This window comes from Lentibacillus sp. Marseille-P4043 (assembly GCF_900258515.1).
In the GTDB taxonomy this organism is placed as follows: domain Bacteria; phylum Bacillota; class Bacilli; order Bacillales; family Amphibacillaceae; genus Lentibacillus_C.
The window spans coordinates 2793926-2816783 of record NZ_LT984884.1 but is presented as its reverse complement, the minus strand read 5'-3'; the positions used below and the strand labels follow the sequence as shown (position 1 = coordinate 2816783).

The 22858-nt window shown below is 38.2% G+C and carries 24 protein-coding genes; all 24 read right to left on the bottom strand.

Annotated elements, in window-relative coordinates; all coding sequences use genetic code 11:
• Window positions 1-54 precede the first annotated feature (54 nt).
• Window positions 55-1158, bottom strand: coding sequence for a prephenate dehydrogenase (locus tag C8270_RS13920; RefSeq protein ID WP_106497410.1), 1104 nt, complete (start codon window positions 1156-1158; stop codon window positions 55-57).
• Entirely contained in the window at window positions 1159-2250 is a 1092-nt protein-coding gene (hisC, locus tag C8270_RS13915) for a histidinol-phosphate transaminase (protein ID WP_106497409.1), read from the bottom strand.
• Between the two features lie 4 nt (window positions 2251-2254).
• Complete coding sequence (gene aroH, locus C8270_RS13910) at window positions 2255-2629, bottom strand: chorismate mutase (RefSeq protein ID WP_106497408.1); 375 nt, start codon at window positions 2627-2629, stop codon at window positions 2255-2257.
• Window positions 2626-3702: a 3-dehydroquinate synthase gene (aroB, locus tag C8270_RS13905; protein ID WP_106497407.1), complete on the bottom strand. Its 1077-nt coding sequence runs from the start codon at window positions 3700-3702 to the stop codon at window positions 2626-2628. Before aroB ends, aroH begins: the two co-directional genes overlap by 4 nt.
• A complete protein-coding gene (gene aroC, locus C8270_RS13900; RefSeq protein WP_106497406.1) occupies window positions 3702-4868 on the bottom strand; it encodes a chorismate synthase in 1167 nt (388 codons plus the stop codon). Before aroC ends, aroB begins: the two co-directional genes overlap by 1 nt.
• Window positions 4869-5743: 875 nt before the next feature.
• Entirely contained in the window at window positions 5744-6517 is a 774-nt protein-coding gene (locus tag C8270_RS13895) for a CheR family methyltransferase (protein ID WP_106497405.1), read from the bottom strand.
• A 53-nt stretch (window positions 6518-6570) separates the two neighbouring features.
• Window positions 6571-7017, bottom strand: coding sequence for a nucleoside-diphosphate kinase (ndk, locus tag C8270_RS13890; protein ID WP_106497404.1), 447 nt, complete (start codon window positions 7015-7017; stop codon window positions 6571-6573).
• A 76-nt stretch (window positions 7018-7093) separates the two neighbouring features.
• Window positions 7094-8065: a heptaprenyl diphosphate synthase component II gene (gene hepT / locus C8270_RS13885; RefSeq protein WP_106497403.1), complete on the bottom strand. Its 972-nt coding sequence runs from the start codon at window positions 8063-8065 to the stop codon at window positions 7094-7096.
• 138 nt (window positions 8066-8203) lie between these two features.
• Window positions 8204-8926 carry a demethylmenaquinone methyltransferase gene (locus tag C8270_RS13880; protein WP_106497402.1) on the bottom strand — a complete coding sequence of 241 codons (723 nt, stop codon included), beginning with the start codon at window positions 8924-8926 and terminating at the stop codon, window positions 8204-8206.
• A 3-nt stretch (window positions 8927-8929) separates the two neighbouring features.
• The gene (locus C8270_RS13875; protein WP_106497401.1) at window positions 8930-9727 is read right to left on the bottom strand and encodes a heptaprenyl diphosphate synthase component 1; all 798 of its coding nucleotides are present in this window, start codon (window positions 9725-9727) and stop codon (window positions 8930-8932) included.
• A 169-nt stretch (window positions 9728-9896) separates the two neighbouring features.
• Window positions 9897-10115, bottom strand: coding sequence for a trp RNA-binding attenuation protein MtrB (gene mtrB / locus C8270_RS13870; RefSeq protein ID WP_106497400.1), 219 nt, complete (start codon window positions 10113-10115; stop codon window positions 9897-9899).
• 124 nt (window positions 10116-10239) lie between these two features.
• Entirely contained in the window at window positions 10240-10512 is a 273-nt protein-coding gene (locus C8270_RS13865; protein WP_106497399.1) for an HU family DNA-binding protein, read from the bottom strand.
• A gap of 443 nt (window positions 10513-10955) precedes the next feature.
• Window positions 10956-12434 carry a stage IV sporulation protein A gene (spoIVA, locus tag C8270_RS13860; protein WP_106497398.1) on the bottom strand — a complete coding sequence of 493 codons (1479 nt, stop codon included), beginning with the start codon at window positions 12432-12434 and terminating at the stop codon, window positions 10956-10958.
• Window positions 12435-12705: 271 nt separating this feature from the next.
• The gene (locus tag C8270_RS13855; RefSeq protein WP_106498545.1) at window positions 12706-13404 is read right to left on the bottom strand and encodes a hypothetical protein; all 699 of its coding nucleotides are present in this window, start codon (window positions 13402-13404) and stop codon (window positions 12706-12708) included.
• Window positions 13405-13459: 55 nt separating this feature from the next.
• Window positions 13460-13657, bottom strand: coding sequence for a DUF2768 domain-containing protein (locus tag C8270_RS13850; protein WP_106497397.1), 198 nt, complete (start codon window positions 13655-13657; stop codon window positions 13460-13462).
• Between the two features lie 268 nt (window positions 13658-13925).
• Window positions 13926-14186 carry a stage VI sporulation protein F gene (locus C8270_RS13845; protein WP_106497396.1) on the bottom strand — a complete coding sequence of 87 codons (261 nt, stop codon included), beginning with the start codon at window positions 14184-14186 and terminating at the stop codon, window positions 13926-13928.
• 63 nt (window positions 14187-14249) lie between these two features.
• Window positions 14250-15284 carry an NAD(P)H-dependent glycerol-3-phosphate dehydrogenase gene (locus C8270_RS13840; RefSeq protein ID WP_106497395.1) on the bottom strand — a complete coding sequence of 345 codons (1035 nt, stop codon included), beginning with the start codon at window positions 15282-15284 and terminating at the stop codon, window positions 14250-14252.
• Window positions 15285-15297: 13 nt separating this feature from the next.
• Complete coding sequence (gene der, locus C8270_RS13835; protein WP_106497394.1) at window positions 15298-16608, bottom strand: ribosome biogenesis GTPase Der; 1311 nt, start codon at window positions 16606-16608, stop codon at window positions 15298-15300.
• A 135-nt stretch (window positions 16609-16743) separates the two neighbouring features.
• Complete coding sequence (locus C8270_RS13830) at window positions 16744-17370, bottom strand: YphA family membrane protein (protein WP_106497393.1); 627 nt, start codon at window positions 17368-17370, stop codon at window positions 16744-16746.
• A gap of 197 nt (window positions 17371-17567) precedes the next feature.
• Window positions 17568-18698, bottom strand: coding sequence for a 30S ribosomal protein S1 (rpsA, locus tag C8270_RS13825; protein ID WP_106497392.1), 1131 nt, complete (start codon window positions 18696-18698; stop codon window positions 17568-17570).
• Between the two features lie 183 nt (window positions 18699-18881).
• Entirely contained in the window at window positions 18882-19562 is a 681-nt protein-coding gene (gene cmk / locus C8270_RS13820) for a (d)CMP kinase (RefSeq protein WP_106497391.1), read from the bottom strand.
• Window positions 19563-19835: 273 nt separating this feature from the next.
• A complete protein-coding gene (locus C8270_RS13815) occupies window positions 19836-20495 on the bottom strand; it encodes a flagellar brake protein (RefSeq protein ID WP_106497390.1) in 660 nt (219 codons plus the stop codon).
• A gap of 86 nt (window positions 20496-20581) precedes the next feature.
• Window positions 20582-21913, bottom strand: coding sequence for a germination protein YpeB (ypeB, locus tag C8270_RS13810; RefSeq protein WP_106497389.1), 1332 nt, complete (start codon window positions 21911-21913; stop codon window positions 20582-20584).
• A gap of 15 nt (window positions 21914-21928) precedes the next feature.
• Window positions 21929-22768 carry a spore cortex-lytic enzyme gene (gene sleB / locus C8270_RS13805; RefSeq protein WP_106497388.1) on the bottom strand — a complete coding sequence of 280 codons (840 nt, stop codon included), beginning with the start codon at window positions 22766-22768 and terminating at the stop codon, window positions 21929-21931.
• Between the last annotated feature and the right edge of the window lie 90 nt (window positions 22769-22858).

Genomic DNA, 22858 nt, shown 5'->3' with positions numbered 1-22858 from the left:
TTTTTACAAAATTAGAAAGTAAACATTTGGTCGACAAAATGTATCAGTGACCGTTTATTTATCTATTACAACTTCATACCCTTTTTTCTGTAGAATTTGACAGCATTGTAATTGGGTTGATTCGGTTGTAAAACTTAACCGCAAAACACCAGTAATATTGTCTCTAATTTCAAGTATTTCAATATTTTTTATACTAATGTTTTTAGCAGCAAGGATTTGGACAACGGAGGCAACAGCACCTGTCTGATCCGGAATATCAACATATAGATCATGGAAGGCAGGAATCGCACCTTTGTCTTCTTTTCCTAACCCATCACGATAATTTTTAGCTTGTTCTAAGTAGTCAATCATCTGTTGTTTGTCATTATAATCAAGGAAATGTTTCAACTCCGTCATTTCCGCTATCCAATCCGTTAATAGCTGTGACATTTTATTCCGATTATGATAGAAAATATCCTGCCACATTTCTGGATTGCTTGAGGCAATTCTCGTAATATCTCGAAATCCTCCCGCAGCAAGTTTTGGAATGAATGTATGTGTATACTCCCACTTTTTCGCCTGATGTACGAGTGACGAGGCAATCAAGTGCGGAAAATGAGAGATCACCCCTGTCATTTCATCATGTTCATTTGGATCCAGTGTAATAAAGTTACTATTAGTACTTTGCAACAGGTTTTTGAGAGATGCAAGATGTTCATTGGTACAGTTCCGCATCGGTGTTAACACATAAATAGCATTTTCAAACAAATGCTCTTTCGCGGCAATGATACCCTTTTTATGCGATCCTGCCATTGGATGCCCCCCGATAAAGGTTAAATAAGGGTTGGTTAATTGATTTGCTGCTAACATGACCGAACGCTTAACCGAGGATACATCTGTGATAATAACCGGATGCGAAAGCTCTATTTGGTCCAATTGCTGCATTAGCGAAATGGTTTCTGAGATAGGTGTGCCCAATATAACAAAATCAACTTGCTTCACACCTTTTGAAATAGACGTGCAAACTTCATCAATAATTCCATTCATCTGAGCAAATTCAATTGTTTGGCGGTCGGTATCATAGCCGATTATGTAATTTTCATCAGAAAGAGCTATGTTTTTGGCTAAGGATCCACCAATCAGCCCCAGACCGATAACAAGTACTTTTTGTTTTTCCATTTAATCCCCCTGTTGTGAAAATGCTGTTAAAATTGTTTGCAGTTCTTCCATATCCTGTTTTTTTCCAATTGTAATTCGGACTGTATTTGGGCATCCAATTCCGTCACAAGGTCTAACAATATACCCGTGTTTTAACAAATACGTAAACATCTCCTCACCAGATACAGGAACATGGACGAGTAAGAAATTTGTTTGCGAGTCGTCATAAGACCAACCAAGCTTATCTAAGGCACGCTCAAAATCAGTTCGTATTTGCCGATTCATTCGGTATGTTTCCTCAATGAATTGCTGATCATCCAACGCTATCGCGGCAGCTTTTTGTGCTAGAATAGATGTGTTAAACGGACCTCTAACAATATCCAATTTCGCAATCAAATCCTCATTTCCAATCCCGTATCCAACCCGTAAGCCAGCTAGACCGTAAGCTTTAGAAAATGTTCGTAATACTAGTAGATTGGGATAGCTGCTAATGTTTTCTAAAATAGTAGGTTTCCGTTCATCGTCAATGTACTCATAATACGCTTCATCTAAAACGACCAGGACATCTTTCGGACAATGCTCCATAAAGGAATAAAAAGCATCTTCTGGTATGATACTGCCTGTCGGGTTGTTTGGAGAACAAAGCCAAACAACTTTTGTATTTGCATCAATTGCATCAAGCATTGATTCTAAGTCATGGTACCCATCTTTAGTTGGAATTTCTTTTACATTTGCACCTTCGATTAATGCATGATGACTGTATTGCGGAAACGTTGGTGTAGCCATAACCGTTTTTGCATTTGGATAAAGAAACGTACGACAAATAATTTGAACCAGTTCATCTGACCCACTGCCAAAAACGAGCTGGTTTTCTTCTACATGTAACCGCGCTGCTAATTTCTTTCGTAAAGTTGCTGCATGTCCATCCGGGTAGCGTTCAAATTGCCCAAGCATTTCGGGCAATTCATCTCGCAGTTTTTGTGAATGACCGAATGGGTTTTCATTGGATGCTAGTTTGACAATTCGTGTTAGTCCAAACTCCCTTTTCACATCATCCATTTGTTTCCCCTGTTTATATGGTGCCATTTGGTTTAATATCTGCTTACCATCCATTGTTTTACTCACCTAACCTTTGCATTAAATCCGGCCGTAATTGCTTTGCTTCATGATGAAAAACGTGTTTTATTTCCTCTTGTCTGACCGTTGTATTGACGACCATCATGACACGTATACAGTAACCTAAACTATTTGGTACATCGATTTCTTGCATGCACATTACAGGGACATAGACCCAACCAGGTATTTGCCGGAGTGATTTTGCTGGAAAGGTAGCATTCAATTCGCCTGATACAGAAATCAAAACATGTGAAATAGAATCAACCTCTATATTATTTTTAAGAACCATATCTTCAACAAGACTTTTTGTATTTGTTACAATCTGATTCTCTTCATTAGCTTGGACTGTCGTTGCTCCTCGAACACCACGTATCATTTATCAACCAGCTCCCTTAAAAATGATTCTAAAAACACTTGAAGATCGTGATCATTGATTTCAGCTACAGTCGGGTTACCAGTCTGTTTTAATAACACCATCTGCACTTTATCATTGATAACCTTTTTATCTGATTTCATTTTTGCTATCAATGCACTCGTTTTAACCTCTTCTAGTAACAATGGGTAATCATTTCTTTTCAACCATTTATATAAATCGTCATATGGGAGATTACTAGAAAATAGAATCTCACTCACCTTTAGTGCAAATAACGTACCAATTGCTACTGCTTCCCCATGGGTTAATTTTCCATATCCTAGCTCAGCTTCCAATGCGTGACCGAGTGTATGGCCGAGATTTAAATACTTTCTGACGCCGGCTTCTTTTTCATCAGATTCTACAATACCTGCCTTGATGTGTATCCCTTTTTGTAAATGCTTTTCTAAATGTTCCCTTGATAACGAGGCAAGGTTGATTTCTGTTAGATCATTGAAAAACTGTTCATCGCCGAGTAATGCTTCTTTTACTAATTCCGCATATCCGGAACGCACCTCGCGTGGGTTTAGTGTTTGCAAAGTAGATGTATCATAGATTACTGCTTTTGGTGGGTAGAAACTGCCAATTAAATTTTTCCCTAATTCATGATTAATCGCAACTTTTCCACCAACACTACTGTCATGGGCTAATATGGTGGTTGGTACTTGAATGTAATCAATACCACGCATATAGGTTGCAGCAACAAAACCTGCAACATCACCGACAACACCACCACCTAAGGCGATAATCAATGACTGTCTATCAAGCCCATAAGTTAAGGCATCTGTCAGCAATTCATGATAGGTTTCCATACTTTTCGATTGTTCGCCATGTTGAACAATCGAGTGAAACACACGTTGGTCATTGGGCAAATTATTTCGTATATCATCAAGGTATAATTTGGAAACATGATCATCCGTGATAATAAAAAAAGACGAATACGTTTTTGGTAATAATTCCTTTAAAGAAAAGCGAACATCTTCCCCAGTATAAATAAAATAAGGATGTGTACTCGTTTTAATCAGCAATTTGTTCATCAAAAACACCTTATTTCTTCGCGGTAGTCCTCCACGGCTTTTTGTAACTTCGGAAACTGGTCATGCGGAAATTGTTCCAGCAATGTTCGTGCTATTTCAAATGCCACAACATGTTCCATGACGACAGAAGCAGCCGGTACAGCACAAGAGTCAGACCGTTCAATGCTGGCATTAAATGGCTCTTTCGTCTCAATATCAACGCTTTGTAATGGTTTATATAGCGTAGGAATTGGCTTCATTACCCCTTTTACAACAATTGGCATTCCTGTTGTCATTCCGCCTTCAAAACCACCTAGTCGATTGGTTTTACGATAATAACCATCTTGTTTATTCCAAGCAATTTCATCATGTACCTCACTACCATTTTTACGTGCTGCTTCAAAGCCAATGCCAAATTCAACACCTTTAAAGGCATTAATACTCGCTACACTACCAGCAATTCTGCCATCAAGCTTGCGGTCATAGTGTACGTATGAACCTACGCCAGCAGGCATTCCTTCCACATAAACTTCTACAACACCACCGATAGAATCACCATCTTTTTTCGCCTGATCAATCGCATCCATCATTTGCTTTTCAACTGTTTTATCTAGTGTTCTTACAGGTGATGCTTCCTGTTTTTCAATTCGTTCTTCCATGGAAAGTGATGGATCATCTTGTGCTTGGATTCCGGCAATCTCTTTTACATAGCCGATTATGTCAATTCCGAGCTGTTTTAATAATGTTTTGGCTACAGCCCCAGCAGCAACTCTAGCAGCTGTTTCTCTCGCCGATGAACGTTCAAGTACATTACGCATATCACGGTGCCCATATTTTAACGCTCCATTTAAATCGGCATGTCCTGGACGTGGGCGGGATACAGTACGCCTGATTTTTGCATCTTCATCTACTGGATCTTCCCCCATGATGTCTATCCAATGTTTAAAATCGTCATTATGTATTACTAGCGAAATCGGTGACCCTAATGTGTACCCATGTCGTACACCACTCGTGATTTCTACTAGATCTTTCTCAATTTGCATTCGTTTTCCGCGACCGTGGCCTTTTTGCCTGCGCAGTAATGAGGCATTAATATCTTCTTTAACCAACGGCATATTTGAAGGAATACCTTCGATGATTGCTGTTAATTGTTTCCCATGAGATTCTCCTGCAGTTAAGTAGCGCATATTTCATCCTCCATCAAAACAATTTTGTATTACTATACCATATCATATTCTAAATGTGACATTATTTTATGAAAAATTTTATTTATCCCGCATTATTTGGTAGTTAGACCTTCGCTAAATGGGTTCTTACTATATATCAATTCAATAAATTAGGAATTTTCATCTAAAGTTTGTTTGTTTTTTACACAGTAGATATATTATGCTCAATAACTAGAAATCAAATTCGGAGCTTTGACAACCGCTACGGGAAAACACTACGCTTTCCGCGGGCGCGGCTTCAGCCTCCGAAGCGGAAAACCGCCGCTTCGAAGTCTTCAGACACGTGCTGGGGCTGCGCTAACTCGCCCCACCGAAAACCATTGTTCCCGCAGGAGTCTCCGTGTTTTCCCTTCTCTAGTAGGTGCTATTACTTGATATACATGCTATATCTACACAAAAATTAGGGAACTTCTACTAGCGGAGTCAGAATACGTAGACTCCTTGAAAATACAGTTCGATTTTCTGCGTGCGATGTAACGCTGCCGAAGCATTCCTTGTCCTATGGGAACAGCACGAGTCCGAAGACCCCGCAGGACAAGGAAAACTCCAGTGGTATTACATCGCACGCAGAAAAAGTGGATTTCTTTTTCAAGGAAGCGTTCTTTGCTTCCGAGGAGGCTGAGGCCGTGCCCATGGAAAGCGAAGTATTCTGACGGAGCGAATCCAAGTACTCATATACCATTGGAACGGGAAGAAAGTGTCACCAAAGAGAACTTCATTACTGCGCATTATATATCAACTGCGAAATAAAGAAGTAACAAACATGGCGAAAAGAGCCTTATACAAAGAAACATACAAAAATACTCTTGACATGATCCGGCAAGAGTATTTCGTGTTTATTCTTTTTGGTAAAAAAATGTATCTTGTAAAGCTAAACCGTATTTGTTGGGACTGAAAATTTGTTCGGTACTACCAACAAACAACACACCATTTTCAACTAACGAATCACTAAAATTTTTATAGATTGTTTCTTTCGCCTGGTCCGTAAAATAGATTAGCACATTGCGGCAGACGATAAGATCATTGCCGCTGGGATAACGGTCGGCTAACAAGTTATGTCGTTTGAATGTAATCTTTCGTTTAATATGTTTATCGATGTGATATAACCCATGTTCTTCTGTAAAGTATTTTTCCTTCATCTGCTTCGGCAAGTCCTTTAATGCTTGCGCTGGATAAATACCTTGTTTGGCTTTTTCCAATACTGTATCATCGATATCTGTTGCGAGAACTTGTACGTCCGCATCAGGAAAATGTTCGTTTGCCATTAGAGCGATGCTATAGGGCTCTTCGCCTGTTGAACAGGCAGCACTCCAGATGGATAATTTCTGTTTCTTTTCCAGCAACAAAGGAAGGATTTTCTTCTGTAGTACATCCCAACGCTTCGGATTACGATAGAATTCAGAAACATTAATTGTCAATCGATCAATGAATTCCTGTAACAATTGTTCATTAGTGTCTAATGCTTGATAATATGTATCAAAATCAGCATATCCACGTTTGTTTCTTAGTGATGTGAGTCGGCGTTTCATTTGGGCCTCTTTATACAACCTTAAATCAATGCCAAGCTTTTGTTTGATACGTGCAATAAAATGTATGTAATCCTCAGCCATTTCTCTTCTCCTCTACTTAAAGGAAAACCTCCGTTTTAAACGGAGGTTTTTGTTTAATAAATCCATGCGCTATCTTGTTTCGAATAGGTTAAAACATCGCTTCCGTCAAAAAATAGGTTGATTTCACGTTCAGCACTTTCTGGTGAGTCAGAACCATGAATAACGTTTTTACCAACAGTAACACCGAAGTCACCACGGATTGTTCCAGGTGCAGCTTCCTGAGGATTTGTTTTTCCCATCATTTCACGTGCAGTTGCGATAACATTTTCCCCTTCCCAAACCATTGCAAACACAGGTCCGGAAGTAATGAAATCAACCAATTCACCAAAGAAAGGACGTTCTTTATGTTCTCCATAATGGTTTTCAGCCAAATCATTAGAAATAGTCATTAACTTAGCTCCAGCTAATTGAAAGCCTTTTCGCTCGAATCGATTAACAATCTCTCCGATTAAATTACGTTGAACTCCGTCAGGTTTTACCATTAAAAATGTTTTCTCCATCTTTCCACCTCTTCTAGTATGTATAATTAGTACAGCCTTTTAAATTCTAACAAATTTTTGCAAATATGACAACGACTTATGAACGCCTTTTCCCAATGTATTTTGCAATGTCTCGTAACGTGTTTTTTGCTTTATTATTTGGTAACTGATCGACAATGGCTAAAGCCTTTTTCAAATAAAGATCACTTAACTGATAGGAACATGAAATGGCATTTGTTTGATTTAAATTTCGAACAAGGTCATGCATGTGTGCTTCATTTACCGTATCCGGATTAGCAAATGCTTCTTTTAATAAGGCATAAAATGTTTCGTCTTGCATTGCATATAAAACAGGTAAGGTAATGTTCCCTTGAAGTAAATCGTGCCCAGCTGGTTTGCCAAGTTCAGTAGCTGATGATGTGAAATCAAGGATGTCATCAATTATTTGATAAGACATGCCAATGTAATACCCATACCTGTATAATTTGTTGGCAATTTCTTCTGGTACATCCGCGGCAATCGCGCCTAATTTACAGCTTGTTGCAATTAACAGAGCCGTTTTCCGCTTGATCCTGCGTAAATAATCGCGCAGTTGCTGGCTCCAGTCGTATTTATCTTTAATTTGTTCAATTTCCCCAATACACACTTCGACAATTGTCTTGGACAGCACGAGATGTGCATTTGGTTTTCGTAATGAAGTAATGCTTTCTAAGGATCGAGCTAATATGTAATCGCCTGCATACATTGCGACCCGATTATCATACATTTGCCTGATTGTCGGTTTCCCCCGTCGTAATTCTGCGTCATCAATTACATCGTCATGAACAAGTGTAGCCATGTGAATCAATTCAAGGGAGACAGCTACCGTCTTCATTCGTTCCATATCATAGTTGCCAAATTGTCCAGACAGCAGAACAAAGACGGGACGAATTCGTTTTCCGCCCGCTTCTAACAATTGGGTCGATGCTTTTCGTAATACAGGGTGTTCAGCTTGTATTACGTTATTTAACGCCACTTCAATTCGATCTAAGTCTTTTTTTAAAAATCCATATATTTTAGCTATTTTCATGCATGTCACCTTTAAATTCTCGTACTATTGTTTTGTTAAAAGCTAAGAAAGTATAGCATGTTGACCGCTAAAATAGCTATAGCCAACTCCAGCGCCTAGCGATACTTCGCTCAACTCCGTACGTCACTAAACGGGCGCTTACGCTTTTGTTTCCTCTTTATATCCCATATGCATTGCTGCTACACCACCCGTATAGCTCTTCACTTGGACATGAGAAAATCCTGCTTCTTGAAACATATGCTTTAATTCTTTTTTGCCTGGAAATCCTTTAGCTGATTCATGCAACCATGCATACTCTTGGTAGCTTTTTGCGAAGAGTCGTCCAATGAAAGGCATGATAAAACGAAAATAAAAATAATAGCCCTGTCTAAATCCAATCATTGTCGGCTGGGACGTTTCCAAGCATACCACTTTGCCATGTGGTTTAACAACACGGTATAATTCTTTTAATACAGTCATATAGTCTGGGACATTCCGTAATCCGAACCCAATGGTTACATAATCAAATGAATCATCAGCAAACGGAAGATCCATGGCGTTTCCATGCATAAAGCTGAGTTGCTTCATCGGAAATGTTTTCTTCTGCTTTTCTTTAGCTACTGTAAGCATGTTTTCGCTAAAATCGAGCCCGATAACTTCCCCATCTGGCCCAATTTTCTTAGCCAGTGAAATGGACCAATCTCCTGTACCACAGCAGACGTCCAGTGCTTTTGCTCCCTGTTTAACCTGCATTCGATTCATGACATCTTTCCGCCATGCCTTATGGCGCTGAAAGGAAATGATTGAATTCATGGAGTCATAGTTATCGTATATTTTTTCAAAGACGTGGTGGACACGTTCTTCTTTCGACTGTTGTGGCATCATTTACCCTTCTTCCGCTTTTGTAGTTTGTTTGTTCAAATTTCTCTTGATTTGATTGAAAATATGGTTTTTTAAGCTGGTATGATAGCCTGGAAGCTGCGGTAATATTTGCTCAATATGCTGTAGTGTACGATTGGTAATCGTCTCAACAGTTTTGACCATAGTCGAATAGGCGTCCGCACGAGATTGACTAAACCATAGATCAAGTAAAGGGGAGTAACCTTCTTTGGTAACATGCTCCCTTTCCTGTAGCAATTTACTAGCCAATAGCCATTCTTCGATAACATTTTTAACCGCGAATTCCTTAACATGTTCAGCAACATGAACAAATAAGAGGGATTCTATTTTCTGGGTTAACTTGATAAATGACAGAAATGAGTTTGCTTCTAAATAATATAGTTTCATTTTATATTCATTGATCTCTTTAATCGCGGATGCAAGGACATGAATCATATCATAGTCTCCGGCTTCTGCAAGTAAGGAATAGTACAACCCACTATAATAATCACCAGCTAAAACAGTAAGTTGCTTTTGCTGTTTTTGTTGTTTTTCCTCATCCGGTTGTGTAACTTTTATTACTTGATCATGTGTATCAAGTGCAATCTGAACTAGCATGGTTGTGATGATATATTGCTTTTTTTTTGCATCTGATAATGTTGTATTATCGATAATGGATATTAAAATCATTAATTTCTCGTCATCAAGCACGGGCTTTTTAATGTATTTTTCAAGATATGTATGCTGGATTTTGGTTTCAATCAAAGTCTTTATATTTTCAAGTTCCATACCTGATGTACTCAAAACGCCATCACCAAGCCCTTTCTTCTGTATAAACAAACTCTAGCCTATTAGACGCTAGATTTTATCGACATCTGTTAGACAGATATTTTTCGCCTTTGAATTTTCCATCTGTCATTATAGCATAATTTTATCGACAAATCATAAACAGACGAACAATAAAGTGAAAATATTAATCATTGTCCAGTTGTCCATGGCTTGTTTGGATGATCGCTTTCCCCCTAACTTTTACAGCTGATGTATGTTCTGTAAATTGGGCGATCATTACCTCGTCTTTATCCAGTTTTTCCGCATGGTGAAAGCGTGTATCTGTTCCCCTTGTTAATCCAATGACATTAACACCATCTTCTAATGCTTTAATTACAAAAAAATCTGTGTTTGCATTATCCATTTGAACTCCTCCTAATCTATACTTCTACACTATATCAAGAATTGGGTCTGTGAGCCAATCATAATAGAGTAAACAGAAAGAGGGTGCGTTATAAACGCACCCTCTTTCGCCCTATGTAAATCAATTATTTTACTGTATCTTTTAGGGCCTTACCTGGTTTAAACGCAGGAACTTTGCTTGCTGGAATTTCAATTTCTTCCCCAGTTTGTGGATTACGTCCTTTACGAGCTGAACGCTCACGCACTTCAAAGTTTCCGAATCCAATTAGCTGTACTTTTTCACCGTTTTTAAGTGAATCCATGACAGATTCAAAAACTGCATCGACAGCTTTTGTAGCATCTTTCTTAGAAAGCTCGCTTTTTTCAGCAACTGCATTTACTAAGTCTGTTTTATTCATGACATTCACCTCCTCCCAAAAGTTTCAATCGACATTGGAACAAATAATTAATCTTGTTTCATTTGTTAACCAATTAGCCTTCTTTTATACTTAAATGCCATCTTTTTCAAGGATGACAAGGCTTATAATAACGGAGTTTGCAACAAAATTCAACAATAAGATCGTTTTTTTTAGGTTATTATTGAATTTTAATTAACTTTTGCTATGATTTTTCCCTATTTATGGAAATATGCTTGCAGGCCGTCATTACCTGCTAATACTATATCTATACGACAAAAATGGTTGATTTCCTGCTGTTACTAAAAAAAATTTTAAAAAAGGTAAGAAAAGCGCAAGTGTCCGATTACTCGACCTACCGAAAACATCTGGTGTAGCATAATAGCTCCTCGAATTTAATACTTTCCTGCAAAACTGCAAAAAAAAAATAGCAGCCATGTAAGCTGCTATAAAATAATTGCGATTAAACCGCCTGACCCTTCGTTAATAATCCGTTCAAGCGTGTCCTTTAATTTGTATCTGGCATTCTCGGGCATCATTGCAATTTTTGCCTGTATGCCTTCCCTGACGATTGAACTTAGGGAGCGACCAAAAATGTCTGATTCCCAAATTGATAATGGATCCTCTTCAAAATCCTGCATGAGATATCGTACCAGTTCCTCACTCTGTTTTTCTGTTCCGATAATTGGTGAAAACTCAGACTCTACTTCAACCCGAATCATGTGGATGGATGGTGCAACTGCTTTGAGTCGTACGCCAAATCTGGAACCTTGACGAATAATTTCTGGTTCATCCAATTCCATATCTTCTAGACTAGGTGCCGCAATTCCATAGCCGGTTTGTTTCACCATTTGCAATGCACCTGATACCTGATCATACTCGCGCTTTGCATGTGCAAAATCCTGCATCAATTCAAGTAAATGGTCTTTTCCGCGGATTTCTTCACCGACTATTTCTTTTAAAACTTGATCATATAAATGGTCCGGTGCATGTAAATCAATTTCGGCAACCCCGTCTCCCATCTCCATCCCAGCAATATTCGCCTGATCGATATAATCGTAATCAGCGAAGTGTCCAACAATGTGATCGACATCACGCAGTCGTTTAATGTCCTTTACCGTTGTTTGAATGGCGTCCTGATAGTTCTCTCTGAGCCAATGGTTTTCTCGTAATACCATAACCCAGCTTGGCAAGTTAACATTTACTTCTAACACCGGGAATTCATATAACGCTTCACGTAATACGTTATATACATCGTGTTCCGTCATGGACTCTATGCTCATTGCCAATACAGGGATATCGTACGTTTCAGCTAATTCCTGGCGTAACAATTCTGTTTCTTGACTTGATGGTCTCACAGAGTTAACAACCATGATGAACGGCTTTCCGACTTCTTTTAATTCTTCAACGACTTTTGCTTCCGCATCAATATAATCACTGCGCGGTATTTCCCCAATTGTTCCGTCTGTTGTAACAACGACACCTATCGTAGAATGTTCCTGAATTACTTTTCGCGTTCCGATTTCGGCAGCATCATGAAATGGAATTGGTTCTTCATACCATGGGGTGTGAATCATTCTTGGTCCATTTTCATCTTCAAACCCTTTCGCACCTTCAACCGCATACCCAACACAATCCACAAGCCTCACATTGACGTCTAACCCTTCATCAACGTGAACAGATACAGCTTGATTTGGTACAAATTTAGGTTCTGTTGTCATAATTGTTTTTCCAGCCGCGCTTTGCGGCAATTCATCATGCGCCCTGCTTCGTTCGCTTTCGTCTTCAATATCTGGTAAAACAACGGATTCCATAAATTTTTTGATAAACGTTGATTTACCTGTCCGAACAGCTCCAACAATGCCTAAGTAAATATCTCCATTCGTGCGTTTCGAAATATCTTTAAAAATATCTACTCTCTCCAAACGATCCCCTCCCGATCTCACTAAACCTTTACTAATGAACAAACTACGAATAATTGACATTACAAGTCTATGATGTTGTCCTATCAAAATATGACTAAAAAAGTGAAAACAATAATTGCGATGCACCTATTAGCCTATTCTAATGACGTATACACCTGTTCTATTTCGAAAGGACCGCCCATTTAGTTGTTGACGCCTGCGTTGCCATTGTCCATTCAGATATAAATAAATTCCCTTGCAACAATATATGTTACAAGGGAATGATTATGCGTTATTTATTATTTTCTAAAAAGACAGGTTCTCCGTTACGAACCGTATACGGAAGGGAGTAAGCAGGAACAAACGGCGAGTTCTCTGCTAATAGATTGCGAATGTCTTCTCCTTCTTTATAATCGTGTTCATTCTTTTGCAATGCTTCGTATAAATCCATCCGATAATCAACAAATAATTGACCATCCGTATCCATTATAATTGGCAGGTTTTTTTGGGAATATGGACTTACAACGTACGGTTCACTGTCAAAGCCTAGTTTTTTATAATTCAGTTTATATACCCCGTTTTCAATTTCTTCGCCATATGGGGGATATAAATGTTCATTACGATAAATTTCTAATTTAACACGGACTTCGCGTATTGCTTCAGTCATACGTAAGTCAATTAATTTTACGCGTGGGTTATCCTCTGGTGTTATCAATGTATACTGGTAGACCCCGCCATTTTCATAGGCATTTCCAGGAATTTCTGTTATCAAATGTTTCGCCTTTAATGCGGTGAAGTCGACTAAGTATTTTTGGAAAATCGGTGTATCTTCTTCCTTCGTCTTAATTGGGACTAAACCATTTGTTTGTTCACGATAGTCATCAACAGATTTTTGAACTAATTCCAACTGATCTTCATTCGGTACTCGATTTTTTTCTAATTCATCATTTGGGTATAAACAGCCACTTAACAACATCGTTAATAGCAGCATTGCACCACATACACGTATATATGTAAATTTCACTAAAAAAGACCTCCTAAACCTTTTACCTGGTTGGCCCACTAAATACAATATAAAATATAATAATACTACCTATAATGAAACAAATGTAAGCTAATGTGGCTACAATTCCACTAAGCAATCCCTTTAGCTTGTACCTGCTTAAGTAAATAAGACCAATGGCTATAATTAACAAAGCCATCCCTATAAGCGATACCCACATTGCGATCATTGATACTGACATTTACTCACCCCTAAACACATAACGCTATTGTATCTGACAACGTATTATAACATAGAGAACGAAAATATAGCACGAAAAGACCTTTAATACACTATTAGGCATTAAAGGCACTAATCGTCTGAAATGAATGGTATGTGTTGAGATGAAGGGGGCTAACTTCATCTCTGTTTGACTAAATAACACCCACAACAACTCTATCCATGAATGCTTGTGCGATTTATTTTATGCGAGCTATTATGTTTTTGTATCCTCATTTGCCCAGTTTACGCTATTTCTTAAATAGTTGATTTAACGAGTTGCCATCCATTGGCATATTGCCGTTCGTAATAGACTTAACGATTTTGTCCTCTTTTTGTTTTGATAAAGGTTTATTTGCTAATTTTGACAGTCTACGTACTAGATTTCTTACTGTTTTTTCATCGGTAAAATCTGCGTTTTTAACTGAATCAGCCACATTATAGACGTCATTTGGGTCAATGTTTGCTTTTTGGTTTATTTTGTCAAAAAGGTTTTTTTGAAAATTGCTCACTTGCTCGCCTCCTTGCAATGTTTACTTCATCATAGTATATGCAAGAGGGCGATATAAGTGTTATTAGGAATACCTATTGCTTAGCAACAATGCAAGGTCGTCCATTTCTTCACGCTTATTCCGATTCATTAATTGATCAACGACGTCTTTAGGTTTTGCTTCTTCAAAAAGGATTTTGTGGATCCCATTTGTTATCGGCATTTCTATTTGTTGTTTCGTCGCGAATTGGTATGCTGCTTTTGTTGTTCGAACACCTTCTACAACCATGCCCATTTGATCCAACACTTGATCTAATTTATTTCCCTTTCCTAGTAGGTTTCCTGCACGCCAGTTTCTGCTGTGTACACTTGTACAAGTCACAATTAAATCACCGACACCTGGCAGCCCTAAAAATGTCAATGGGTTGGCACCAAGCGATGTTCCTAGTCGAGCGATTTCAGCTAATCCTCTTGTAATAAGTGCTGCCTTCGCATTATCACCATAACCTAGTCCATCAGAAATACCAGCACCTAGGGCAATGATGTTTTTTAGCGCACCACCAAGCTCCACTCCAATGACATCAGGACTTGTATACACACGGAAAAATTCATTAATAAATAAATCCTGGGCGATTTTTGCATTTGTCTCATTACTTGATGAAACGGTCACGGTTGTTGGTTGTCGTTTCCCAACTTCTTCCGCATGGCTTGGACCAGATAATACAACAATATCTTCATCATTATATTGGTCCATTTCTTCAGTAATCATTTCCGAAACACGCTTTAATGACTCCGGTTCAATCCCTTTCGACGCGTGGATTAGTGTTGCATTGTCCAGAGGCAAGTCATTCAATTGACCGCAAACTTCCCGAATCGCTTTCGTTGGCACAACAAGTACAATCGCGGTTACGTCCTCTACTGCTGCACTTAAATCATTGTACGCTTTTATTTCCTTTGGGATCATAATTTCCAAGTATTTTTCATTTTTATGAGTTGTGTTGATTGCCTCAACCTGTTCCTTGCGATGGGACCACAATTTCACCTCGTGTCCATTATCTGCTAGGACAATACTTAAAGCTGTTCCCCAGCTACCTGCCCCTAATACAGCTATTTTAGCCAAATCAATCTCCTCCTTACTGCCGTTTTCTTGCAAATATCTTGATTGGTGTACCAACAAATCCAAATGCATCCCTAATTTTGTTTTCTAGGAAACGTTTATACGAGAAATGCATTAAATCTGGGTCATTTACAAAGACAACAAAACTTGGTGGCTTAATTGCGACTTGTGTTGCGTAAAGTACTTTTAGCCGTCTTCCTTTAACAGTTGGTGTTGGATTCATTGCTAACGCATCCATAATCACGTCATTCAAAACATTTGTCGGTACCCGTTTCGCATGATTTTCACTTGCTAAGTTAATAGCAGGTGTTAGTGTGTGTAATCGTTTTTTTGTTTTCGCTGATAAAAAGACAATTGGCGCATAATCCAGAAATTGAAAATGGGCACGTAGCTTCGTTTCAAACTCTTTCATTGTTTTCTCATTTGTCTCAACGGTATCCCATTTGTTCACAACAATAATGACAGCTCGTCCTGCCTCATGTGCATAGCCGGCGATTTTTTTATCTTGCTCGCGAATTCCTGTTTCCGCATCAATTAAAACAAGCACAACATCTGAACGTTCGATTGCTTTTAGTGCACGCAACACACTATATTTTTCTGTTGTTTCGTACACCTTTCCCCGTTTCCGCATACCGGCGGTGTCGATGATGACATAATCCTGATCATCTTTATGTAAATGGGTATCAATGGCATCCCTTGTTGTTCCTTCTATTTCACTTACAATCACCCGTTCTTCATTCAAAATGGCATTAACCAGCGATGATTTTCCGACATTTGGTCTGCCAATCAAACTGAAGTAGATGGTATCTTCTTCTACATCGTCAGATTCCTGTTCTGGAAAGAGATCTACCACCGCATCCAGTAGATCGCCAAGGCCAAGCCCGTGTGAACCGGAAATTGGATATGGTTCTCCGAAACCTAGCGAATAGAACTCATAAATTTTTTCACGCATATCCGGATTATCTATTTTATTAACAGCGAGAACGACAGGCTTATTTGATTTGTATAATAGTTTAGCTACTTCTTCATCAGCAGCTGTTATCCCTTCTCTTCCGTTTACCAAAAAGATGATAACATCCGCTTCATCAACGGCTACTTCAGCTTGTTCCCGCATTTTTACTAGTAATGGTTCGTCACCAATTTCAATTCCACCAGTGTCAATAACATTAAATGTTGATGTTAACCATTCGCTCTGAGCATAAATTCGATCCCTCGTTACACCAGGGATATCTTCCACTATTGATATTCTCTCTCCAACTAAACGATTAAAAATAGTTGACTTACCTACATTTGGTCTCCCAACAATTGCAACTACAGATTTCCTCATAAAAAGGAACATCCTTTCTATTCTTCTCTTTTTTTCGGGTGAAACAGTATTATCCAATATAGCTTTATTAATTCTAGCAAAAGAATGTGCTTATCACAATGTTTTTCCTGTTTCAGCTAACAATGCTCTGCCTTGCTAGCCGTTCTTGGTCTGTTGTGTTAGTCCTTTTTGTTTTCGCATTGATTGCTTAAAATCTTGTGATAGTGCATAGATCGCTATTTTTCCCTGCTGTAATACTTCAAGAAGCGTCACAAATAAGACAAATGTTAACAGCATATCAAAAAAAGATTTATCACCTATGCCCTCTTGGATGGCATAATTAGATAAGATAAAACTATAATACATTTCGCCACACGTTATGCCAATGAGTCCAATTGCCAATCTTGACTCAAATTGTTTTGTAATAATGATTGTTAGTACAATAATCACGGTAGGAATCAAGACAGATCGAGGTATAAAAATCCAAATAGGCGTAATCTTTTCCCAAAAAAGAATAGCGGTGTACCCCAAACATATCGTAAACGAAGAAAACAGTAAATAGAATGACTTGGCAATCGCATGAAAAAAAAGCAATCCGACCAAAAGGACAATGAACGATAACTGGATAAGATATCCACCAATTTCAAGTGTCACGTTGGAACAAGCAATTAATAACAATAGAAGACAAGCAAAATACGTACGTCTCTTCCCTTTTTTCATTAAAAAGGTAACGACTATCCATAATAACCAGGCAAACCATAAAAATAATATTCCATCAGTCAATATACTCACCACCATTAGCATTATAGCTAACAAGGAACTTTCTTAAACAAAAATGTTATTTTCGCATTATTTATTGTTTTCCTCCCAACAACCCGTATACGCAATGTTTTCCGGGGGCAGTTTATTAGAAAACATGTTCCTAAACAGTTAGCAAAAAACGGTTCCCCCACATTAAGGAGGAACCGCTTTTTTACTAATTACTTATATTTATTAAGCTTATCGCCGATCATATCACCAAGCTGAAAACTAGATTGATCATCATCTTTTTCATATTGTTTGTAATCAGCTTCTGCTTGTTGTTGCTCCAACTCCTTGATACTTAATGAGATACGTTCTTCGTCCTCATTGACATCTAACACTTTTACTTGAACAGTTTGCCCTTCTTCCAGTACTTCCTGTGGTGTCCCAATGTGTCGATTAGCGATTTGGGAAATATGAACCAATCCTTCTACACCTGGTAACACTTCCACGAAAGCACCAAAATTTACTAGACGTTTAACTGTTCCCTCAAGGACATCGCCTTTAGCAACACGTTCTTCAATATTCTCCCATGGTCCAGGAAGTGTTTTTTTGTGGGAAAGAGAAATGCGTTCATTATCACGATCCACTGCCAATACTTCTACTTTAATCGATTGGCCTTCCGAAACGACATCGGTAGCTTTTTCAACATGTTTATGGGCAAGCTGTGAAATATGCACAAGTCCGTCAATACCGCCAAGATCTACAAAGACACCGAAACCAGTAATGCGTCGAACAATCCCTTCTAGCACTTGTCCTTCTTCTAATGATTGTAATAACCGTTGTTTTTGTGCCGTTAATTCTTCCTCTTCGACAGCACGATGTGACAATATGACGCGATTCTGTTCTCGATCTAAGTCAGCAATTTTGACAGTTAAACGCTTATTCAGATAATCAGAAAAATCTTCCACGTAAAATGTTTCAACGAGTGATGCTGGGATAAATCCTCTTAGCCCTACATCAACCACTAGTCCGCCTTTTACAACTTCTTTCACTTCTGTTTCGAAAATATCACCATTTTGATATTTCTCCTCAAGTGAACTCCATGCTTCGTCAGCGTCAATTGCCCGTTTTGATAAAACAATTTCATCATCTTCCACTTTTTTTACTTTTAATGTTAGTTTATCACCTTCGTCAACTTCTTCTGCCGTAGTTTCGATGTGAAGATTGGATAATTCACTAATTGGAACAATCCCTTCTGTTTTATATCCGACGTCAACTAGAACCTGTTTATCCTCTATTTTTACAACCGTTCCAGTCACAACATCACCAATTGCAATTTCTGTTAATTCATGATTCATCTCACTCATCACATAACCCTCCTTAAGATACAAACAACAAAAACAAAAAATATTCTTTTTTATAACTTCTAATAGTTATAATTATTTGTCAAGTAAAGTAGTTTCATGATTCGGTTTTTTGTAGACTGTTTTCACATTTTTACTTTCTACCCTGCAGCTCGTAAACACTTTGTAGATTTCTTGGCTGTATAATTATTTATCTTTTACTTTGGCAACTTCTTGTAAAATGCGATTGGCAACGTCTGAAATTGATAATGAGGTCGTATCGATTTCGATTGCATCGTCAGCTTTTACTAAGGGTGCTGCTGCCCGCTCGGAATCAATTTGATCTCGTTGTTCTATTTCCTTTTTTAATTCCGCTAAATCTGACGTAAATCCTTTTTTACTGTTTTCCGCGTATCTGCGCTTTGCCCGTTCTTCAACTGTTGCATGCAAAAATATTTTCACTTCTGCATCTGGTAAGACATGTGTCCCGATATCTCGGCCATCCATGACAACACCATGTTTAGCTGCAAGTGCTTGTTGTCTTTTGACCATGTCCTTGCGAATACTTGGATGTTTTGCCACATGGGAAACATGATTTGTAACCTCTAGAGAGCGAATTTCCAATGTGACATCATCCCCATTAACTAACACTCTTTGTCCGTTTTCCCCTTGTACAAGTTCGATATCTGTATGTATTAATAAATCAGCGAGACGACTTTCATCATCTAGTTGAATTTTTTCATCCAATGCCTTAAGGGTTAACGCGCGATACATTGCACCCGTATCGATATAAATAAAAGATAGTTCACTAGCGACGATTTTGGCTACCGTACTTTTTCCTGCAGCAGCTGGTCCGTCAATTGCGATTCGAATTGCCTTGTTATCCATTGGTGCTGTTCATTCCTCTCATTTTCCGTTACTAATAGCTGAAAAATTTGGTGATGCCAAATTTAATAGTAAAACGTAATATAAAAATAATAACATATCAAAAACAATAGCGGAAGTTGTTCCAAGTCTGTTTTATGCAGTGAACTTCTTAAGATATAAAAAAGCATAAAATTCGAAACGCTATTATGCTTACGCCACATGTTTTCGGTGGGTCGGGTAATCGACAGACCCAGGACGTCGCGCTCTTAGCCTGTAAGGGTGCTTGCGCTTTTCTTAAGATAGTTCTTTATTTCTAGCTTCTCGTTGCTTTTCAAAACAAAAACGGATAATATGCTGCCGATTTTGTGTTGAGATAGATGTGAATTTTAATGATGCTGTTCGTACTGAATTATCAGAAGTAATGACGCGAATCACCTCGGATTGTGCGTATACGTATTGATAATCACCGGTTTGCATAGGTAATACTAGCCATACATCCACCATTTCCTGCTCTTCTATCGTGGCCCCCCTAGGTAAAATGACGGATAAACCACCACCACTAACATCAGCAGTAACGGTCGAAAATGGGGCAAAAGACTCTTCTGTACTATGAATCGATACATCAACCGCAACGTCAATTCGGACATATTCTCTACGTTGAATACGTTTTATTTTATCTGGTTCCGGTATATTGATTACTAATCCCGGGACATTTAATTTCACCTTATCAACAATTTCAGAACGGAAAGAATAAACCGATTGGTCACTACCGATATATGTAACGGTGAAAGGTGTCTTTTTAGGTAAGGATGTTGATTTTTTTGTTTGTTCATCAATAGGATAATCGATAAAAATGTAATGCTTATTTTTCTCGATTACTTTGCATCGGAGTTTTCGTGTTTTGTTTGTAATAGGTTCTTTTGTTTCCAAGATGAGTACTGTTCCTATATTCATACATTTGTCCCCCAAATATCGGTGTTTTAATACGATATACCTATTATCACAGAAAAGTAAAAAAAGGGAAAGGCATTTGCCAATCCCTAAAAGTTTCCTGCAAATTTCAATTCTGTGCCACCTAACTTCTCCACCTTTTCTTCTGTCCCATTCATTGCATTAACAAAGATACGATACGTGTCATTGCCGAGAACACCTAAAAATTCGTATGTTAAAACTTCTTCACCAATATCATTATCAATAACCGCTAAATGTTCTTCGTTAATCTTTACTTCTGGATTTACTTTTTTCTTCGCTTCTTTCTTCGATATTTTCGGTTCAGGGATATCCCTATCAGCGTGATTCATGTAATAGTTTCGTGCTGTAAAGCCTAGTACATCTCCTTTATCAAGCCCTACCTTCACCTCTATCGAATCTGAATAAATTCGTACACCATCATCATTATAAAGGAACGAATAGACACCTATATTATCAAATTGGCTACTTTGAAAAATCTTCATATTTTCGAAATCGTATGTTTGTAAGTACTTCTCTGCCTTGTTCAACCCTTCATGTAAACTGATTTGTTTCTCACTGACAGGTCGATCCACTATTAGTGAAATTGGCTTCCCGCCCTTCTGTGCTAAGTCTAAATACCCATTTTTATCCCCATCTTTATAAGAAACACTGTATAAAGGGACATCTGCACCTTTTCCGCTTTTGGTTATGGTAAGCTTGTCCGCATTGTTCACATTAAATAAATCTTTACTTTGCTTCAAGGCATCCTTTTGGCTTATTTTATCACCTGATAAAAATTTGAAATTATGTTCCTCAGATGATGTTGCATTCACGTTGCTTTCCGGAAAACCTTCTACTTTTTTCTCTACCGTTTTCAACCCATCAATAATCGTGTTATCTGATTGTGCTTCATCGGATGCCAAGGCAAGCTGAACATCCATCCAGCGCAGATTATTATCTAAGACAACATGCTGGACTTGGCGTAATTCTTTCGTAAGGTCGCCAGATTGTTTATATAATGATTCTAATGTCTTCGTTTCTTTATCGGAAAGCGGCTCTTCTCCTAGGTCTCGTACAGCAGTTTTATAGGTGAAATCACCGATATTTGATAAAAATTCTTCTGTCTTATTAAATGGCAGCAACGAGAGTGGTAATTGTCCAACATTGGATAAAGCATCTGACGTAATTCGCCAAATTTCTACCAATTGTGGGGACAATGTATCTCTAGAATTCATTGCTAGCGCTGTACCAATTTTGTCATTTAATAAATCCATATGGTAAGAAAGTTCATGAAATGATCGTTGATACGTGTTTTCAGCCTGAATCAGTACAGCATTTTTCTCTCGATGTTCTTGGTATCCCCAAACCCCGACACCAATAAGCCCGATCGTTAGTACAGTAATTAAAATCCATCGTATCATTCCTATCACACCTTCCTATTTACAAAATATATGTTTGCCGATTTTTTTAATTTGTGGCCGTGACCAAATCCAAGCCGACGTTGCGGTATTGGGATTAAAATAATACAACGCATTACCTGTTGGATCCCAGCCGTTAAGAGCATCAAGAACGGCTTGTTTGGAGGTTTCGTTTGGCGTTAACCAAATTTGACCATCAGCAACTGCTGTAAATGCTCTTGGTTCAAAAATTACACCCGATACAGTATCTGGAAAAGTTGAGCTTTCAACCCGATTTAAAATAACAGCAGCAACCGCAACCTGACCGATATATGGTTCACCACGTGATTCTCCATGTACGGCATTGGCCAACAATTTAATATCGTTTTGAGAATACCCCTGTGGAACATTTACTGCAGTTGTCGATGTCTGATCTGTATTCGTATTAGGTTTGTTTGCTGACTGATTCGGTTTTGCCTTAGGTTTTGTTTGCTTTTCTTTGTCCACTCCGCCATAGTTGGTAAAGTCATTTCCTTTATTAATTTGTTCATGTACATATTGTTTATCGTACTCACTTGCCTTTACCAGTTTTTGTTTCGTAGTTTTACCTGCTAATCCATCAATGTCCATTCCAAACTCATATTGAAAATTCCGTAATGCCCAATATGTCCCCCAACCAAACACACCGTCGATATTTCCATTGTAAAATCCCAGATATTGCAACCTTGCCTGCAATTCGATTACATCTTCACCAGACGCCCCATGCTGAATTACTTGGTTACTAAAAGCGTGTACAACATTAGGGTTTTGGGAAGTTTGCAGTCCGATTGTAAAAAAACATATAATAATAAATAAAAGGGACATTTTTTTAAAGGTCATACTTCTTCCTCCTACTCTTCCATTATTGATATCTATTTTTTGATTAAATGTCCTTTTTATTCATGTATATAAAATAGGTTGTGGATGACT

Excerpts from the sequence above, each read along its gene's own strand:
- hisC (WP_106497409.1), bottom strand. The coding sequence starts at position 2,250 with ATGGATGGTAAGCAGATATTAAACCAAATGGCACCATATAAACAGGGG.
- cmk (WP_106497391.1), bottom strand. The coding sequence starts at position 19,562 with ATGGATAACAAGGCAATTCGAATCGCAATTGACGGACCAGCTGCTGCA.
- C8270_RS13855 (WP_106498545.1), bottom strand. The coding sequence starts at position 13,404 with ATGCTGCTATTAACGATGTTGTTAAGTGGCTGTTTATACCCAAATGAT.
- hepT (WP_106497403.1), bottom strand. The coding sequence starts at position 8,065 with ATGAAAATAGCTAAAATATATGGATTTTTAAAAAAAGACTTAGATCGA.
- C8270_RS13815 (WP_106497390.1), bottom strand. The coding sequence starts at position 20,495 with ATGAATATAGGAACAGTACTCATCTTGGAAACAAAAGAACCTATTACA.
- C8270_RS13865 (WP_106497399.1), bottom strand. The coding sequence starts at position 10,512 with ATGAATAAAACAGACTTAGTAAATGCAGTTGCTGAAAAAAGCGAGCTT.
- sleB (WP_106497388.1), bottom strand. The coding sequence starts at position 22,768 with ATGACCTTTAAAAAAATGTCCCTTTTATTTATTATTATATGTTTTTTT.
- C8270_RS13920 (WP_106497410.1), bottom strand. The coding sequence starts at position 1,158 with ATGGAAAAACAAAAAGTACTTGTTATCGGTCTGGGGCTGATTGGTGGA.
- mtrB (WP_106497400.1), bottom strand. The coding sequence starts at position 10,115 with ATGGATAATGCAAACACAGATTTTTTTGTAATTAAAGCATTAGAAGAT.
- ypeB (WP_106497389.1), bottom strand. The coding sequence starts at position 21,913 with ATGATACGATGGATTTTAATTACTGTACTAACGATCGGGCTTATTGGT.
- aroC (WP_106497406.1), bottom strand. The coding sequence starts at position 4,868 with ATGCGCTACTTAACTGCAGGAGAATCTCATGGGAAACAATTAACAGCA.
- rpsA (WP_106497392.1), bottom strand. The coding sequence starts at position 18,698 with ATGAGTGAGATGAATCATGAATTAACAGAAATTGCAATTGGTGATGTT.
- aroB (WP_106497407.1), bottom strand. The coding sequence starts at position 3,702 with ATGAACAAATTGCTGATTAAAACGAGTACACATCCTTATTTTATTTAT.
- C8270_RS13895 (WP_106497405.1), bottom strand. The coding sequence starts at position 6,517 with ATGGCTGAGGATTACATACATTTTATTGCACGTATCAAACAAAAGCTT.
- der (WP_106497394.1), bottom strand. The coding sequence starts at position 16,608 with ATGAGGAAATCTGTAGTTGCAATTGTTGGGAGACCAAATGTAGGTAAG.
- C8270_RS13850 (WP_106497397.1), bottom strand. The coding sequence starts at position 13,657 with ATGTCAGTATCAATGATCGCAATGTGGGTATCGCTTATAGGGATGGCT.
- ndk (WP_106497404.1), bottom strand. The coding sequence starts at position 7,017 with ATGGAGAAAACATTTTTAATGGTAAAACCTGACGGAGTTCAACGTAAT.
- aroH (WP_106497408.1), bottom strand. The coding sequence starts at position 2,629 with ATGATACGTGGTGTTCGAGGAGCAACGACAGTCCAAGCTAATGAAGAG.
- C8270_RS13880 (WP_106497402.1), bottom strand. The coding sequence starts at position 8,926 with ATGCCACAACAGTCGAAAGAAGAACGTGTCCACCACGTCTTTGAAAAA.